Below are 16,916 nucleotides of genomic sequence, written 5' to 3' on the forward strand. Positions count from 1 at the left end.
TAACTGCAATGAATCCCGATAGCTCGGGAGCAGGGTTTTTACCTTTAACTAGATAATAAAAACTCAAAAGATGATAATTCCTCCAAACAAGTCTTGGTTCTTGATTCTATCAGCGAAGCGGTCTTGATTCTTTCTTCATCTGCTCAAACAATTCCTTAAACAACCCACGCGCAATCAATATTTTCATAATCTCGTTGGTGCCGGCGTAAATTCTGGCCACGCGGTTATCGGCATACATCCGGGCAATTGGATAATCCCACATATAGCCATAGCCTCCAAATAACTGTAAGCATTCATCCACCACTTTGCTGTGCATATCCGTGGCAGAATATTTCGCCATGGATGCACTTTCAGCAGTGAGTTGATGCTCGGATACTAACTGGGTACACCGGTCTAAAAAGGCTTGATGCAATTGCAATTGCGTGGCGCATTCGGCTAAGGTAAATTGGGTGTTCTGAAATCCGGCAATAGGCTGTTTAAACGCGGTTCTTGTAGAAGTATAGGCAATCGTTTTGCCTATAGCTCCTTCTGCCCCACCAATCGCATTTAGCGCTACGGTTAATCGTTCTCTGGCCAATTCGGTCATCATGATTTTAAAGCCCAGCCCTTCTTCTCCCAATAAGTTTTCTTTCGGAACTTTGACATTATCAAAAAAGAGTTCGCAGGTATCTTGAGCTTTCATGCCAATTTTCTTAAACGGAATGCCTTTTTCAAAACCGTCCAAAGCACTTTCCATAATCAATAAAGACACGCCTTCTTTTTCTGTACCTGGATTGGTTTTTACGGCAACGATAGACATATCGCACATATAACCATTGGTGATAAAGGTTTTTTGTCCGTTTACCAAATAGTGGTTGCCTTTATCAACTGCTGTGGTTCTGATCGCTTTAAGATCACTACCACAGTTGGGCTCGGTCATTCCAATGGATGTAATCATTTTACCACAAGCCATTAGAGGGAGGTATTTTTCCTTTTGGGTTTCAGTTCCATACTTTAATAGATAAGGAGCTACAATATCAGAATGCAATGAAAATCCTGGCCCATTGATGCCTTCTTTCCCCAATTCTTCAATAAATAAGGCGCTAAAACTAAAATCCAGTCCGCTGCCTCCGTACTGCTCGGGCATATCAATACACAGTAATCCCAATTCGCCCGCACGTTCCCAGATGTCTCGGCTGACCATGCCATTTCTTTCCCATTCGTCCAAATGTTCCATAATTTCATTTTTAATAAAATCCTGAATCATCTGGCGCATCATTTTGTGTTCTTCTGAGGCGTAGATCTGGCGTTCTAATAAAACATTTTGTAACATGTATCAGCTGTGTTGATGGATTAATTTATGGGTTCAGGAAAATTCTAATCTTTATGGCGCTTCTTACTCCGTCTCCATAGCACATAAAAAATGATGAGAAGGATGGGCAGAATGATATAGACAATCACATCAAAGGCGTTGGTAAAGTCTAGGGGACTATTATCATCCGGGTTTCGGGTGCCTGGTGGCAATTGTATAATTAAAGAAGATATTGAATATAGCATTTTTTATAAGTTAATGGTGAGCACTCAATTTACGGAATAAATCAGTAAAAACGAATAAAATAACACAGCTTTAAGAGCCTAAAAAAGAAGAAAAAACGTCCCGAAAGCACTCGGAACGGTTTAAATTTGAAAGCATAAGGGGTTACGCTTCACGTCGTAACACCTCCAAAGGTGAGCTTCTCAACACCGTTTGAATGTTGCTTAGCCCAATAGCAACTACCAATAACGTGATCCCCGGTAAAAACACCACAAAAGGAATCAACGACGGTATAAAAGGTGCTTTAAATACAAATAATGCCAAACACAAACTGCTCACCAAGGCTAATAGAATCCCCACCAAACTTCCTAGTAAACCTAAAAACACGTATTCAAAGGCTGAAATTTGTAAAATCTGCGAATTTTTAGCGCCTAATGTACGGAGTAGTACACTTTCTTTAATGCGCTGGTATTTGCTGGTCCTTACCGAACCAATCAATACAATAATTCCGGTAATGATACTGAAAAACGCCATAAAGTTAATCACCCATGACACCTGATCTAAAATATCCTCTACAAGCGTATAGACTTGGCGTAAATCAATAATTGTCAGATTGGGGAAGTTAGACACCAAATCTTGCTGCAAGGCCGCGGAGCTTGCATCGTCAGGTACTGAAGTGGTCAACACATTAAATTGTGGTGCCTGTTCTAATACTCCTGCAGGAAAGACGATGGTAAAATTCAGCTGCATTTGTGCCCAATCTACTTTACGAATACTGCCCACGGTGGTTTCCATCAGCACGCCTTGTACATTAAACACCACAGGATCGCCGACACTCAATTTCGCATCCGACGCTAAATTATCTGAAATGGAGATGACAATAGGGTCATTGGGGTTAATTTGTGGTGTCCATTCGCCTTCTGCCAATTCTTCGGAAGCTGTCAATGCATCCCGATAGGTGGTTCTAAATTCATGGTTCAAGACCCAACCGCGTACGTGACGGGTGGTATCCTGCCTCAGTTCATTTACTAATAGGCCATTAATACGATGCATCCGCATGGTTACCAATGGAATATTATTGAGAACCGGCAAACTGTTTGCCGTAATACTTTTGGCCACAGAATCCAACTGGGGAGGCTGCACATCTAAAACGATGATGTTTGCATTTTCCGAAGTCTGCCCTACTTCTGTTTTAGACAGCAGAATGTCTTTTGTAAAATACAAGGTGCTAATCAAAAATGTACCCAAACCTATCGCCACCACCAGTACTACGGTTTGGTTGTTGGGACGGAACAGATTCAGCAGACTTTGGCGCGCTGTAAAATTCCAATGTTTAGGAAAAAATCGTCTTACCATTCTTATAAACCCTAAAGCAACCCCTGCTAAAACAGCAAACGTGACTACTGTGCCTCCTACAAACCCTAAGGCATATAGTGCATCCTTAATGAGCCATAGTGAAAATACATACAAGAATATGAGTATCGCCCCAAAAACCAACATTCGCACTTTGGTGGGTTCTTGAGACGCTCCTTCATCTACGCGCAACACATCCAAAGGCGATACATACCAAGTGCGCAATAATGGTAACAGTGCAAATAACACCGACATAAAGAGCCCCAAGAACACCCCTATTAAAATAGGCTGCGGTGTAATGGTAATGACAAGTGTAAATGGTAAAAAGTCCTTAAGCAGATACGGAAACAATTCTTGGAGTCCGACCCCAATCAACGAGCCCACAAGTCCACCAATAATCCCGATCCCCGCAATTTGAATCAAGAAAATCAGAAAACTTTGAAGTCGCGATGCACCCATACATTTGAGAACGGCAATGGCCCGTAATTTTTCTTTGATATAAATGTGTACGGAACTGGCAATCCCGATACAGCCTAATAGCAATGCGATAAACGCGGCCAAATTTAAGAATTTGCCCACATTATCATAACGTTTACCCAGACGGTTGGTGGTACTGGTATGTGTGTCTAAATCAGCATTTTCTAAATCGAGTTGTGGTTCGAGATGGTCTTGAAGTTGTTTTAAATTAACAGTATCGGAAACTTTGTAGTAATATTGGTATTCTTTACGGCTTCCAAACTGTAACAATTGTGTCTCTTCTATAAACCCGTACGGAATGACCACCGGCGGAGCTACAGAACTCGAAAACGAAGAACTTCCCGGAATCGACTTTAAAGCTCCAGCAATTGGAAGTGTCAGTTCGCCTATTTTTATAGAATCTCCAGGTTTTACGTTGTATTGCAGCAATAAAGTAGCATCTACCAACGCTCCTCCAGATTCCTGATAGGTTCCCGCCACATTAGTTGGCTCGGTATCCATGCTGCCATAAAAAGGAAAACCACCTTCCAAGCCACGTACCTGTACCAATTTGGTACCGCCATTTTTTGGAAACGCAATCATCGATACAAATTTGACTTCAGAAGCGTTAGGTTGTAAGGAATCAATAATGGCTTGCGCCCGTTCGGTAGGCACTTGTCTGGAATCAATTATGAAATCAGCTCCCATCAAGTTTTTTGACTGGCGCTGGATATTGTCTTTTAAGTTGGTGCTGAACAATTGTATGGATACCACCGCGGCAATGCCCAAGATAATGGACGCCATAAATAAGAGCAAGCGCACTTTACTGGCCTTGGCATCGCGCCACGCCATTTTAAAAAGCCAAGGTGTTTGTAGGGTGCTGTTGTAATTGGAGTTATTCACAGTACAGAAGTCAGTTGATTGGTTACTATTTTTCCGCCTTTAAGTTTTAGGATTTGTTGGGTTCGGTTGGCCAATTCCAAATCGTGGGTAATGATAACCAAAGTGGTACCATTTTCTTTGTTGAGATCCAATAATAACTGAATAACCTTTTCTCCTGTTTCTTCATCTAAATTGCCGGTAGGTTCATCAGCAAATAAAATGGAAGGTGAATTTGCAAAGGCTCGCGCCAATGCCACACGCTGCTGTTCACCACCCGACAGTTGCGATGGATAATGGTGCACTCTGTCTCCCAGGCCCACTTTTTCCAATAAGACTCTGCTTTTTTGGGTGGCATCCTTGGCACCTTGCAATTCTAAGGGCACACTCACGTTTTCGAGTGCGGTAAGGGTTGGTAACAATTGAAAATTCTGAAAAATAAATCCGACGTCGGTATTGCGCAATTGCGCACGTTGGTCTTCATTTAAACTATTTAGATCCTGTCCGCATAACTCCACACTGCCAGAATTGGGCTGATCTAAACCAGCGCAAATGCCCAACAGCGTGGTCTTGCCACTGCCCGAAGGACCAACAATTGAAAAGGTTTGGCCTTTTTCTACCTCAAAAGAGATGTCGTGTAAGACCGTTAATTGTTTGTTACCACTGGTATATGTCTTTTCCAACCCATTAATCTTTAATATCTTTGACATCTAATTTTAATTTAAATAGCGATTTATGTTCGAGGCTCAAAATAATCAATTGCAATCATATCTACCAACGTCTAGCGGGCATAAACTCATAAAGTTTTGTTATTTTATGCTGCCGCTGTTGTTGTTTTCCTGTGGCGATTCTGAAGCAAAAAAAACAACAGAAAGCCAACAAACCGAAGCACAGGTTGAAAATTCAAAAGCCCCAGAAAATGCTAGCAAAACCATTTTATGTTTTGGTGATAGCATCACGGCAGGCTACGGATTGGAAGATACCACTGATGCATATCCAGCTTTGGTGCAGCAAAAAATTGATTCGTTAGATTTGAATTATACGGTAATTAATTCGGGAGTAAGCGGTGAAACGACTGCAGGTGGAAAGAGTAGAATTGACTGGGTGATCAAACAACCTATAGATATCTTTTTATTAGAGCTTGGGGCCAACGACGGCTTGCGTGGTGTGCCCTTATCAGAAACACGCGCCAATTTACAGGCGATTATTGATGTGGTTAAAGCAAAAAGTCCGGAGACGACCATCATTCTTGCCGGAATGGAATTACCACCAAATATGGGAAAGGCATACACGACTGAATTTAGAGAATTGTATGCCGACTTAGCTCAAAAAAACAACTTGGAATTTATTCCGTTTATTTTGAAAGATGTTGGAGGGATTGCCTCGCTGAATCAGGGAGACGGCATTCACCCGAATGTGGAAGGTCATAAACTATTGGCGGAAACGGTTTGGGAAACTTTGGGACCTTTAGTGAGATAGGTTTTAGGGGTGAGGATTGAGGGGTGAGGTTTGATCCTAGCTCAAAAACCACCTCGTCTTCTGCTTCTCTGTGGAAGCAGAAGCCACTCCTCCTTAAAAAAGGAGGAGATTTTTGTGATGCCAAAACTTATCAAAATCCATTATAAAACATATACTAATTGACCAAACAGATTTATCCTGAGTGTATCAGATAGGTATATTCCACTTCGTTTAAATAATAATTCTATTTAATTGCAGCGAACTGTATAACTCAGCTGTAATAAGTTTCATCAGAAAAGAACCAACTCGACTTCTGCTTCTCTGCTGAAGCAGAAGCCACTCCTCCTTAAAAAAGGAGGAGATTTTTGTGGTCCTGATGCATTTCAAAATCCATTTCACAAATTTTTATTATTAACAAAATATTTATTTTATTCCTCTTGGTAAGGCACCAAAACATAGCCGTCTAGTTCATGGCCTTTTTCAAATTTGAAGACACTGATTTTGCCAGGTATTTCTAAATAGGCATACTCTACTTCTCCCATATTGCGAATTCCTTCTAAGCGTAGCGAACTGTAAATCTCTGCTTTTGTGAGGTTTTCAGTTTTGAGATTGTCTTCTACAAACTTTCCGTTTTTTATAATAAGACTCGGTTTTGAATCTACAAATTTATCGAAGCGTGGAAATTTCGTTTTCAACTTTTCGATGAGGAGCTGCAGAATCAAAATCGTCAACATGACGATAATGGTATAGATAATTGCCACGCTCGGATAAAACATCACATCGCCTACGGCGGAGCCTAAAGCAATCACCAACAACAGCTCGAGTGTAGTGAGTTGTTGACGGGAGCGTTTCCCGGCGAGGCGCAACAGAAGCAAGGCCATAATATAAATGACTACTACACGTAAAAACAGTTCGGCCAAGAAGAATAAGGGCTGTTCCCCAACAAATATTCGTGCCCAGTCAAAAGAAGTCACTTGATCCATAGCATGTGATTTAGAGACTGACAAATTACGAAAATTGTGAATGTGAAAATCATATGAAAATCTTTTAACAAACCACCTCGTCTTCTGCTTCTCTGCCGAAGCAGAAGCCACTCCTCCTTTGAAAAAGGAGGAGAATTTTGGGATTCTGATGTTCCTTAAAATATATATCATCACATATACTAAATTATTGAACAGATTTATCCTAAGTGTATCAGATAGACATATTCCACTTCACTATTACCACTAATCTCTTCTAAGCTTATTAAACTGTAAATTTTAGATTTTATGAGTTTCATCAATAAAAAACCACCTCGTCTTCTGCTTTTATACTAAAGCAGAATCCACTCCTCCTTAAGAAAGAAGGAGAATTTTATGTTTCTTCTACACTTCGAAACACTTTTTAAATTGATAGACATTTGCAATAGGCTTTCAATCGATTCATCTATATAGAAGAGCCATGCAGTAAGAATTATGAAACACAAAACCCCGAAGGCGTAACCTTCGGGGCATTGAGAACTCAACTATTAAAATTAAATTAGCAGTATTTTTATTTTTTATTGTGCACTCCAGCCTCCATCTAAGGCAAACGAGGTGCCCGTAATGGTTGTTGAGGATTCTTTGGCCAATAAAATGGCCATATCTGCAATGACTTTAACCGGAACAAATTGTTTTACGGCTTGCTTTTTAAGCATGACCTTTTCAACAACGTCTTCTTCCGTCATATTATGGGCTTTGGCCTGGTCCTTTATCTGACCTTCCACCAAGGGTGTTTTTACATAGCCAGGACAAATGGCATTGCAGGTAATATTATAGGGAGCGCCTTCTAGAGCCAAAACTTTTGTCATCCCAATAACGCCGTGTTTGGCGGCCACATAAGCCGATTTAAATTCTGAGGCTCTTAATCCATGGACGGACGAAATGTTGATAATTCTACCAAACTTCTGTTGTTTCATCTGATTCCAAGCCGCTTTTGAAGCATAGAACACCGCATTCATATTAATGGCAACGATGTTTTCATACTTGGCATTTGGAAAGTCTTCAATGGGCGACACGTGTTGAATGCCTGCATTGTTCACCAATACATGCAACTCACCAAATTTGGTGATGGTGTCCGCAATCAAACCTTCTACGGCTTCAGATTTCAATAAATTGGCATTAGAAAATGCGACTTTAACGTTATGCTTCGCTCCTACTTTTTTTGCGATTTCAGCACCGTTGGTTTCTAAACCATGAAACATGATGTCATAACCTTTCTTTGCAAACTTCTTTGCTATGGCCAATCCTATACCGCTGGTGCTTCCTGTAATGAGAACAGTTTTATTCATCTTCCAAAAATTTTTCGAGTACTTTATTAAATGCGTCTGGTTGATCTATGACCACACCATGTCTTGAGTTTTCAATAATCGCTAATCTTGCATTTTGCATCCGGTCTACATAGTCTTGTTTAAAAGCCACTGATGTATAATCCATATCTGACGCCACCACGAGTGTTCTGGCTTTGATGCCTTGCAACTGATCTCCCAATCCCCAATCCATCAGAGTCACAAAAGATTGATAATAGGCATGGTAATCATTGTTTTTACAACGCAATTCAAAAGCCTTTCTCAACTCCAGCTGATGCTCTTCCGGAAACATATTAAAGGAAATCTCCTTGGCCAATACGTCTAAACCTTTGCTTTCCAAAAACTGGGTTCTACTCTTTAGTAAATCTTCGCCAATGCTTCCCATAGTATTGAAATCTGGACCACTATTGACAATGACTAAATGCTCCACATATTCCGGATAGCTAGCCGCCATTTGAAAGGCGACGGCACCGCCCATTGAAAATCCTACAAACGTGGCCTTATCAATTTTTAATTGATCCATAAACGCCTTGACATCTTCAGTCATTACCTCTACTCCATAGTCATTTATTGGTATGCTAGAGTCGCCATGCCCTCTCAAATCTAAAGCAATGACGCGGTATTTTTTAGAAAAAAAAGGGACTTGAGCGTCCCAATCTTTTTTTGTTGATCCTAATCCGTGAAGCAATAGAAGCACTTGTCCGGTTCCATAATCTTCATAATCAAGTTCAATGCTGTTCACTTGTATCTTTAACATGCTTTAGAAACTTAGTTGGTTGCCTTGTTCTTAAAGAAGTTGATTTTGTATTTCAGCTCAAAGGAGATCAATGTTGAAATTGCTGGTGATGCTACAAATTCTCTAACATCGGCATTGAATAAGTTAGTAATGCTCATTCCTAAAGAAAGACTGTCTGAAAAGTTGTAGCCTGCGTTAGCATCTACTGTAAAACCACCTAATTGACCGTAGTTCCAAGTTCTTCCAACTCTAGCGTTTTCAACAATTTCATTTACCCCGTCGCCATCTTGATCCTGTGTTTTTGCAGCCACATTAATTCCTGAGAAGAAATCATATTTTTGAACATAACGTCCAAAAATAGAACCGTAAAAATTGCCTTGGTTATAGTGGAACCCTAAACTGAATTTGTGGTTTGGCGTATTGATAGGCAATTCGCTTTCAAGAACTTTTCCATCCAAGTTACCATCATTAGCCATATCATTTAAATCAAGATCACGATCAAAATAGGAGTAGTTGAAAACCGTTCTAAAACTGTCGCTAAAATAATAGTTCAAACCAACATCAAGACCGTAAGTATCCACATGTCCGAAGTTTAAATAGGTTAAAACAAACGCACCGTTCGACCCTTCTATCACTTCTCCAATTGGCCTATCTCCAACATGCGTCACAAAGTTTCCTGTGGCAGTACCAGCAACATTTACCAATGGACTGATAAAATTATCAGATTGGTTGTAATAGGCATTTGTGTCAATAAATAATTTGTCTGATAATTTCCCTTTATAGCCAATCTCATAAGAATTGATGGTTTCTACATCCAATTTTGCGATTTTTGTACCATCCTTCAAGGTAAATCCTTCACCGTTACCTAATACCAAACCACCAAATAAATTGCCTTTTAAGTTAAGAATGGATGGTACAGCAATTCCTTTTCCATAAGTAATTCTAAAGGTACCGTTGTTTACTTTTTTAGTAATTGCAGCTTTTGGAATAAAGTTAGACCCATATAAATCATGGTTGTCTAAACGCGCTCCGAATAAGAATCCCCATCCTGAATCTTCCAATTTATATTCTATTTGTGTGTACACTCCTGTTTGTGCCAAATCAATGCCGCCATCATCTAAAAGATATGTGCCCTTAGAATCTGCCATATCCAATTGATATTGTGCCCCAAAAGTTAAATAGAACTCATCCCAGTTATTATTGTACTGCGCTTCAGCATTGAAACGGTTTGAAGCATCTTTAAATACTGCACCACGTTGCAACGCTACACCTGTGCCTTCACCTGTAGGCAACCATTGTTCAGTATACGAGCGCTCACGTGCCTCCTGCTCAGTAAACCCGTTCTCAATAAAAGAAACATAGTTTTGAGTACGTTGGTTCATGGCATAGGTATCATCGGTTTTACTCCACGTGTAATACGTGTTTGCAAAGAAGTTCTTAGACACAAATTTCAATTGTGCCACGTCAATACTCCAATCCTTAATTTGGTTACGACCTGCATTGGTTGCGCCAATATTATTACTATTACTGTGTCCGTAATATCCTGAAAGTTCAGAGCCTTTTGTAGGTTTATAGTATAAAGACGCCCCATATTTTTGAGAGTCAAAATCACGGTCCAAATCGAGTTCTTTATACGCTTTCGTCCCAACATATACACTATCTACATAATCAAATTCAGTCCCTTGAGATCTTTCAAAATGAAATTTATAGGCAAATTTGTCGTCTATAATTTGTGCATGTCGCAACCTTGCAGTCAATACATTTTGGTTTCCCGCACCTATTGCAAACGTCGTTCCTTCAGAAGTTCTTGGATTTTTGGTAATCGTGCTCACAAGACCATTATGTGCATTAGGGCCGTAAAGCGTTCCATTAGGACCTAATAGAATTTCAACGCGTTCAATGTCGTCTTTAGTTACCGTAGAAAAAGAGCCTAACGGTAATCCTGTAGCAATTAATGACGATAAGCGGTCATCCGTAATTTGTAGGTTTTTAGAATTAAATGCTGAGTTGAAACCTCTAATGTTAATACCTGTGCCTAACACTCCTGTTCTTACAAAATCCACACCTTTTTGCCGTGCAGCCAACTCACCAATATTAAAACTCGGAAATTCTTCAATTTCTCTTGCTGTAATCACGTTTACAGTAGCTGGTACATCAGTAATTTTTTGTGGCTTTTTGTTTGCCGTTAAGATGATTTCATCCAAAATAGTATCCGAATCATTTAAAGACACATCAACTTGGGTGGTTTGCCCAGCAGTTACCAAAATATTTTTAGTGCTGGTCTCATAACCAATATAAGATATAGAAACGTTGTACGTGCCAGCTTCTACATTCTCAATGGTGTATTTCCCGTCAAAATCAGTCATAGCGCCTTTATTGATGACTTTAATAGACACAGTTGCGCCAGATAAAGGCATGCCCTTAGCATCTGTAATTAATCCGCTAACGGTTCCTGTATTTTGGGCGTTAACCACAAAAGAACCAATTAGGGTGAGTAATAAGAGTAGTTTTTTCATAATGTGTGAATATGGATTGAATTCGTTTAGATGGCAATCTATTAGGAATTACAAAACAAAGGTTGTAGAAAACAGAAGGTTTTAAGTGTGACTATGCAATATAAACGAACTTTTAAGAGCTACAAACTGTGTTATAGCTATGGACTCATCAGGAAAAATTAGATGTGCGACTTTAGTTTTAAAAAGGCCTCAGGTAAGTTTTTAGAAAGCCGATCAATCACCTTAACCATTAATTGTTTTTGGTTTGTGGTGGGTTTGATATCCAGAAGTGGCAGCTTTATTTCATCCAATAAACGTGCAGAATTAATCTTGCCTTCCATATAGCGCGATAGAGAAATACTCCAAGAGATATTTGGCACATAATTCTTCTGTTTTTGGCGCTCTTCTTCCTTTTCTACAAGTCCATATTTGGATGAAAGCTTCAAAACGTCTTCGTACTTTTCCTGTGCGATTAAGGTGTTGATGTAGGAGGTAAAAAAGTGATGCCAACGGTGTTTGAGAACTTCATTTTTATATTTTCTTAAAAACGTTCTGGCGCTAGCTTCAGCGAGTTCGTTTTTATGAAGTTCAGAAAGCACCCGAATTTGGTACGAGCAGTAGCCAATTTTTTGATGGTAATTATGGGTTTCCTTATAAAGATCTTTGTGTTTTTCCAACAATGAAAACGCATTATCAGGCTGATTGTTCCGTAATAATATGGCAACCAAGTTATTCAGATACATCAACGTATCGTTATTGTTTTGACGGATGGAGAGATAACCATAATACTCAGCTTCCTTAAATTCATTCTGTTTGGAATGCAGGAGCACACGACTCGCATAATAATTGGACAACAATCGCCTACTATACATTTTACCTTGACTGAAATACACATCAATTTGATCAAATAGCACTTTTAACTTGTCATTTTCATTGTAATTGGTGTACATAAATGCGAGGAGCACAAAGGCCTGATATCGGTTTTTTCCGCTTATTAAGTTATCATTAAAGACCTCCAATAACCAAGACTCCAAATGCTTTGTTTCGTTATTGTTGAGGGTGTATTGGTTGGTGATTTCCGTTGTGGCTGTGTAAAGTTTTTCCTTTATAGCGATGGCCTTTTTATACGACACCGTGAATTCTTTAATAAAATCGGCCACTACTTGATGGTCCTTGTACCGCATTCTGACCAATAGAAATGACTTATACTCCTTGGCCAGCTCATATAAATTCTGAAAATTAAAATCGACCGCTTTATAAGTGTTTATATAACTTAGAAATTGTTTTTCTTCGATGGAAGAAATCGCATCAGTAAGGATTTTCTGATTTAAGGACATGATCCAACCAATGGTAGCATCGACATCTATGCTATTCAGTTTCTTTTCTGTCCAATCCTTAATGTATGAATATTTGCGCTTATCAATGATATCATCAAATTCTTTACGCTTAGTTTGAGATAACGCATTTGTGATGACCAACTTTATAATTTGAAGCTTTTCATCATCAATAAACTGATACTGACCTTGAAGGTATTTCGCTTCATTAGGCAAAATGGAAGTACTGAACTCCGTGAATTTTTTAAGCTTGGTCTTCATCTAGATAACACTGGTTGGAACTAAATTTTTATACAACGCCTTTAAGATTCTGAGAACTTTAAAGGGTATTATCAATGCCTTATCTTCCTTCTACAAACTTCTGAATCAGCGCATTCACTTCGGACGGTTTTTCAAATTGCACAAAATGCCCAGCATTTTCGACAAACTCTAATCTTGCATTTTTAATCTGAGCTAGAGCAATCTCACCAACAGCTTTGGTTGTTAAGGTCGGATTAAAATAACGATTCGGAATTAACATGTCCTGATCTCCAAAAATGACCAAGGTAGGCTGTGAAACGGACTGTAAATCATTAGTAATAGGATCGTGTAGCATTCCAGAAACACTGCTGACAATAGCTTTGCAATGTGCGTCAAAATCTGATGCCTCTTTAATACGAATTCTGTCCGCAATCATTTTAGAAACATCTTCAGGTTGCTCATAAAAATTTAAGGAGTAATTTTTTACAATTTGCTCATCAGTAGTATTTTTAACAGCGTCTTCGGTTAAAAATGATTCCATGATCTTAGCACTAGCTTCTGAAAATTGCTCTAAGCCTGCTGGTGCCACCAGAATTAGTTTTTCAATGACTTCAGGATGGTGAATTACTAACTTTACACTGGCTTGCCCACCCATGGAATGACCTATCAAAACGATGTTTTGCAACTCTAATTTTTCAATAAATTGGGATACAACTTCAGCAAAGTATGTAGGCCTGTAAGTGACGTCCGGTTTTGATGATTTTCCGTATCCTGGCAAATCTAAAGCTACGCAGGTATACGTTTCTTTAAGCGCATCAATGTTTTTAGACCAAGCATCGGCATTACTGCTTAGCCCATGTACAAAAAGCAATGTCTTCTCTCCGGAACCTTCTTTAATATAGTTGATGTCTAAATCGTTTAAGGCGATCATATGACTTTGGAAATCATAATCTGAAAGTAGCTCTTTCATAGGTTTTTGTGAGTATACGGAAGCGTTAATTAGGATAAAAGCGAATAAAATGCTAAACTGTTTCATGGGTTGGATGTTATGCTGTTATAATATTTTAAGAGTTGTTTTCGGGATACTTTCCCCAAGCTCGTCTGTGGAATGTCGTCCAGAATAAAAATATATTTTGGGTGCTTAAACGCCACAAGATTTGGTTTTAAAAATGCTCTGATGTCGGCCACTGACAAATCCTCACCAATCATGGTTACAAAGGCTATACCACATTGACCCCACTTATCATCCTTCACACTCAATACCACGGCTTTGTCAACACCATGAATAGCCTCGAGTTGCGTCTCGATTTCTTGAGGATAAATATTTTCTCCACCAGAAATGTACATGTCATTTTTTCGGCCCTTCATGTACAAAAATCCTTCGGCATCGCTATAGGCAAAATCGCCCGTAAAAAGCCAGCCTTTTTTAATTTTGTTGTTGGTTTTAACGGAATTGTTCCAATAACCTGGTGTCACAATATCTCCTTTAATGCACAACTCCCCTACTTCATTTGGGGCTACCTGAAAACCTTTCTTGTCGACGATTTTAATACTCAAATAAAAGTTCGGCTTGCCAATAGAATTCGGTTTGAGATGCGCCATTTTATGGTGTAGCGAGGTAATGCTCGGTCCAGCTTCTGTTAACCCGTAACCAGGTCTGATGTAAATGTTCTTTTCGGTTTTCCAATAGCTTACGAGTTCTGAAGGTACTTTTTCGCCTCCTGAAATGATATAGCGCAATCTTTTTAAATTGACCTTTTTAAAAACTGACGATTGTTGCATCATTAACAGCATGGTGGGCAACGCCATAAACAAAGTAGCTTTATTGAGTTCTAACAGACACAATGTTTTTTCAGCATCAAATTTTTCCAACATGCCTATATGACCGCCTTTGTGCAATATTGGTGTGATAAAGACATTCCAACCGGAAGTGTGGTATGGTGGTAGGATATTGACGGTGGAATCTCGAAAGGTGATGCCAAGTTGCATGGACGTATTCAAACTGTTCCAAAACAGCATCTTGTTGGTGTAAATCACACCTTTTGGAGTGCCAGTGGTGCCGGACGTATAAAATATGAATAAGGGATTGTTCTCTTTTATCTCAAAACTTTTAACTGGCGAGGCATCAGGTTTCTTATAATAATTTCTTAGGGCATCAAACGAGATCGCTTTTAAGTTTTCAGAAGAGAGCTGCTCTAATTTATCCTGATGGCTCAGATTATAGATGATTAAACTTGGCGTACAATCGGCAATGAGTTTATAAATCTCTCGTTGCGACAGTCGGTAGTTTAAAGGTACCATAATCACACCCATCCGTTGACAGGCTACAAAAAGAACGATATAGTCTAAGCCGTGTTCCGCCAAAACGGCAATGCGGTCGCCTTCTTCTATGTAGAGTTCAGTAAATTTTTTGGTTAACTGATTGGCATATCTATTTAAATCGCTGTACGTATAACTCTTATTTGAATCGTACGAAGTGATTGCAATTTTCTCTGGGGTGTAATCCGCCCATTTAGCTGTCCAATCTAGTGTGTCCACGTTGTTTTGTTTCGTCTAATTTATAAAATATATAACCTACAATGAGTGAGGCTACGATTCCGATGGCTGCAGAAACCCCAGGATTATTTACAGGCTCTTGCATATAGGGTGTAATCCTTCCGTAATATATTCCAAAATGAACCACTATGGCCGTGATGCTGGCAATAAAAACGGATCTTGTGGAAACATTTTTAAGAAATGTACCGAAAAGAACGGGTACAAAGGCCGCAGCAAAGTAAGCATACACGCCGTTCTGAGCAAAAATAGCCACGCTAATATCTGGATTTTTAATTTGATTCCAACTGAGCAAAAAGCTCACAATCCCCAACACCACAATCACCGCTTTATTAATTGAGATGGTGTTTTTAGTAAACTTATCCTTAAACAGCGGATTGATAATGTCTGATGTGATGGTAATGGATAAGGATTGTATCAAACTTTCTAAAGTGGACAATCCGGCAGAAATCAGTCCCACCACAATCACCAACCCAACACCTACAGAGAACTTGGTTACTACATAGGTAGGAATAATTTCATCCATTTTTAAAGTTTCGCCGTTAATTGTGAAATCTGGGAAACTGAGACGTGCATAAAGGCCAACAATAACCACCAAAAAGAATATGATCATAAATGAAATTCCACTAATCAAATAGGTGTTTATTTTTGTTGCATCTTTTAATAATAAGGATTTGGTGATGATATGCGGCTGACAGACTATAGCGACACCAATAACAATTTGGGTGACGATAATTTCAAAGTAATCACGAAAAAGGAAACTTGACGGATTGGTTGGTTTAGTCAAATTAGGATCGATGGAATTCAATTTTTGCATAAACCCATCAATACCATCGGTAAAATATTCGGCACCAGACCCAATTAAGATGATGGCCACAATACACATAATTATCGCTTGAATGGTATTGGTATAGACCATAGAATTCGCACCACCAAACATCATATATCCAAAGACAAACGTGGTAATACCCATCAATACATAAAACGGTTCTGCATTAAGAGATTTTGAAATGACTTGGGTGAGCCCGACATTTATCAAAACAATAAAGGTCATCAATAGAAGCGCAACAAATGCGAAGAAAATAGCGTACTTTTTACTTTCATAGCGCTTTCCAATCCATTGTGCCATTGTCGTGGCCTTTACCGCTTTTCCTTGTCTGGCAAAGCCTTTGGTAAACACAATTAATGAAATAAACGCCGCAATGGGCAAAACTAATGCAAACGAAATAACACCGGAAACACCATATAGTGCAATAAAACCTGGATTGATGATAAAGGTTGCCGCACTGGTCATGGATGCCGCTAGAGACAATCCTACTACCCATGCAGGAAATCCAATGTTTCCTACCGCATAATCTTGAATATCCTTATTTTTTCGTGCACCTCGCACCACAAAAAATAAAATGACCGCTGCGTAAACGGCCAATAAAATCCACATATAGGTTACTAAGGTTTCTGATGCAATCATTAGTTTTAAATGTTTGAAAACAAATAACAAACTTTATGTAATGATTGTTATCCTTTTCTGAAGTTCTTAAGGTGTGACTTTTAATTAAAAAGACATAATTATTTC

Annotated in this window: 13 protein-coding genes; 1 reads left to right on the plus strand and 12 read right to left on the minus strand. The window is 39.1% G+C overall.

The annotated features are described in order from the left end of the window. Positions 1 to 109: 109 nt before the first annotated feature. The 4 genes from JEM65_RS19470 to JEM65_RS19485 form a co-directional block, all read right to left on the minus strand. On the minus strand, positions 110 to 1,312 hold the full coding sequence (locus tag JEM65_RS19470; protein WP_199603170.1) for an acyl-CoA dehydrogenase family protein: 1,203 nt from the start codon (positions 1,310 to 1,312) through the stop codon (positions 110 to 112). A 44-nt stretch (positions 1,313 to 1,356) separates the two neighbouring features. Beyond that, positions 1,357 to 1,536, minus strand: coding sequence for an adenylosuccinate synthetase (locus JEM65_RS19475; RefSeq protein WP_199603172.1), 180 nt, complete (start codon positions 1,534 to 1,536; stop codon positions 1,357 to 1,359). A gap of 142 nt (positions 1,537 to 1,678) precedes the next feature. After that, the gene (locus tag JEM65_RS19480; protein ID WP_199603275.1) at positions 1,679 to 4,174 is read right to left on the minus strand and encodes an ABC transporter permease; all 2,496 of its coding nucleotides are present in this window, start codon (positions 4,172 to 4,174) and stop codon (positions 1,679 to 1,681) included. Between the two features lie 47 nt (positions 4,175 to 4,221). After that, positions 4,222 to 4,911 carry an ABC transporter ATP-binding protein gene (locus tag JEM65_RS19485; protein WP_199603174.1) on the minus strand — a complete coding sequence of 230 codons (690 nt, stop codon included), beginning with the start codon at positions 4,909 to 4,911 and terminating at the stop codon, positions 4,222 to 4,224. Between the two features lie 25 nt (positions 4,912 to 4,936). Between JEM65_RS19485 and JEM65_RS19490 the strand changes: the two genes are divergently transcribed. Continuing rightward, positions 4,937 to 5,680, plus strand: a complete 744-nt coding sequence (locus JEM65_RS19490) for an arylesterase (RefSeq protein ID WP_199603176.1) — start codon at positions 4,937 to 4,939, stop codon at positions 5,678 to 5,680. 407 nt (positions 5,681 to 6,087) lie between these two features. On the opposite strand, the gene JEM65_RS19495 is transcribed toward JEM65_RS19490, so the two are convergent. The 8 genes from JEM65_RS19495 to JEM65_RS19530 all read right to left on the minus strand — a co-directional run bounded on the left by JEM65_RS19495 (position 6,088) and on the right by JEM65_RS19530 (position 16,811). Next, positions 6,088 to 6,642, minus strand: a complete 555-nt coding sequence (locus tag JEM65_RS19495) for a DUF421 domain-containing protein (RefSeq protein ID WP_199603178.1) — start codon at positions 6,640 to 6,642, stop codon at positions 6,088 to 6,090. Between the two features lie 554 nt (positions 6,643 to 7,196). Continuing rightward, complete coding sequence (locus JEM65_RS19500) at positions 7,197 to 7,967, minus strand: 3-hydroxybutyrate dehydrogenase (protein ID WP_199603180.1); 771 nt, start codon at positions 7,965 to 7,967, stop codon at positions 7,197 to 7,199. Then, a complete protein-coding gene (locus JEM65_RS19505) occupies positions 7,960 to 8,742 on the minus strand; it encodes an alpha/beta fold hydrolase (RefSeq protein WP_199603182.1) in 783 nt (260 codons plus the stop codon). The genes JEM65_RS19500 and JEM65_RS19505 overlap by 8 nt, the downstream gene beginning before the upstream one ends. Positions 8,743 to 8,753: 11 nt before the next feature. Further along, positions 8,754 to 11,237, minus strand: a complete 2,484-nt coding sequence (locus tag JEM65_RS19510; RefSeq protein WP_199603184.1) for a TonB-dependent receptor — start codon at positions 11,235 to 11,237, stop codon at positions 8,754 to 8,756. A gap of 158 nt (positions 11,238 to 11,395) precedes the next feature. Beyond that, a complete protein-coding gene (locus JEM65_RS19515; RefSeq protein ID WP_199603187.1) occupies positions 11,396 to 12,811 on the minus strand; it encodes a hypothetical protein in 1,416 nt (471 codons plus the stop codon). Between the two features lie 79 nt (positions 12,812 to 12,890). Continuing rightward, on the minus strand, positions 12,891 to 13,760 hold the full coding sequence (locus JEM65_RS19520) for an alpha/beta hydrolase (RefSeq protein WP_199603189.1): 870 nt from the start codon (positions 13,758 to 13,760) through the stop codon (positions 12,891 to 12,893). A 62-nt stretch (positions 13,761 to 13,822) separates the two neighbouring features. Continuing rightward, complete coding sequence (locus JEM65_RS19525) at positions 13,823 to 15,328, minus strand: class I adenylate-forming enzyme family protein (RefSeq protein WP_199603191.1); 1,506 nt, start codon at positions 15,326 to 15,328, stop codon at positions 13,823 to 13,825. Next, the gene (locus JEM65_RS19530) at positions 15,303 to 16,811 is read right to left on the minus strand and encodes a sodium/pantothenate symporter (protein ID WP_199603192.1); all 1,509 of its coding nucleotides are present in this window, start codon (positions 16,809 to 16,811) and stop codon (positions 15,303 to 15,305) included. Before JEM65_RS19530 ends, JEM65_RS19525 begins: the two co-directional genes overlap by 26 nt. Positions 16,812 to 16,916 lie beyond the last annotated feature (105 nt).

This window comes from Gelidibacter salicanalis, from assembly GCF_016469035.1.
GTDB lineage: Bacteria > Bacteroidota > Bacteroidia > Flavobacteriales > Flavobacteriaceae > Gelidibacter > Gelidibacter salicanalis_A.